This is a genomic window from Viridibacillus sp. NPDC093762, assembly GCF_050279675.1.
Classification (GTDB): Bacteria; Bacillota; Bacilli; order Bacillales_A; family Planococcaceae; genus Viridibacillus.
In genome coordinates, this window is record NZ_JBNNUK010000055.1 from 1 (window position 1) to 1,020 (window position 1,020).

Annotated in this window: 2 protein-coding genes; both read left to right on the top strand. The window is 35.3% G+C overall.

Going from position 1 to position 1,020, the window contains the following annotated elements:
• Positions 1-299: ArsR/SmtB family transcription factor (locus tag ACQKM9_RS21865; protein ID WP_427736579.1), on the top strand; the 299-nt coding region annotated here is incomplete at its 5' end.
• Positions 299-1,020, top strand: a 722-nt coding sequence (locus tag ACQKM9_RS21870; RefSeq protein WP_427736581.1) for an MFS transporter, incomplete at its 3' end; no start/stop codon positions are given. The genes ACQKM9_RS21865 and ACQKM9_RS21870, both read left to right, overlap by 1 nt.

Here is a 1,020-nt window from a genome sequence, read left to right on the forward strand (position 1 = left end):
CCTTGAAGGAAGAGTATTTTTTGGAACCTGGCATTCCTCCTATGGAATTGATTCGTGGACACAAAGCATTAGGTGATGAAGTACGACTGAAGATACTATATCAATTGACGAAAGGTCCATCTTCTTTACAAGATTTAAGTATACAATTCAATGTTTCCAAAACAACCATTCACCATCAACTTTCATTGTTGAAAGCAGCCAAATTTCTTCAAGTAGACAAAGGAATTTATTCAATAAATAAAACTCAGATTAATGCTTTCTCTGATCGCCTTACTAAATTTCTTGGAGAAAATCTATGATGAAGTTTTCAAAATCTTTTCATGCACTCTGGATTGGTCAAATTGTATCTGAATTTGGTGGTGCTGCAGGCGGGATTATTAATGGTCTTCTCCTGTATGAACTTACGGGTTCAAAAGAATGGATGGCAACTATTTGGTTGGTATATTTTATTCCCTCTCTTCTCTTGCAAAGTATAAGTGCACCCTTCTTGAATCATGTTGTGAAGGAGAAAATGCTTCGAAATATTCAATTAGTACGAGGTGGAGCATACTTAATTCCACTTGTGGGATATCTGATTGGATCAGACATTGGAATAATGATTGGATTGGTTTTGCTCCAATGTGTGTTGGGTTTGATGCAACCGATATACTCAAGTATTTCCTTTTCATTAATTCCTGAAATATGTAAGGAAGATGAACTTGTTGAAGCAAATGGTTTGTTGGACACTACACTAAGACTTATGAGCATTATCGCTCCGGGAATTACATCTTTATTACTGTTGGTTATTCCACTGCAATACCTATATATAGTTTCTTCACTCATGTTTTTGTTTAGTTTTATATCACTATCAAGAATGCCTGTTACGAGTATTAATAAAGTGCCAACATGGACAAAAAAGTTTTGGTGGGAAGAACTAAAAGAGGGTTACAGAATTTTCTTTAGCTTCTCCTATCTACTAAGACTAACTGTACTCTCATCAACAGTTCAGTTTGCAGTAGGAGCTACAATGGTTTTAAGTAT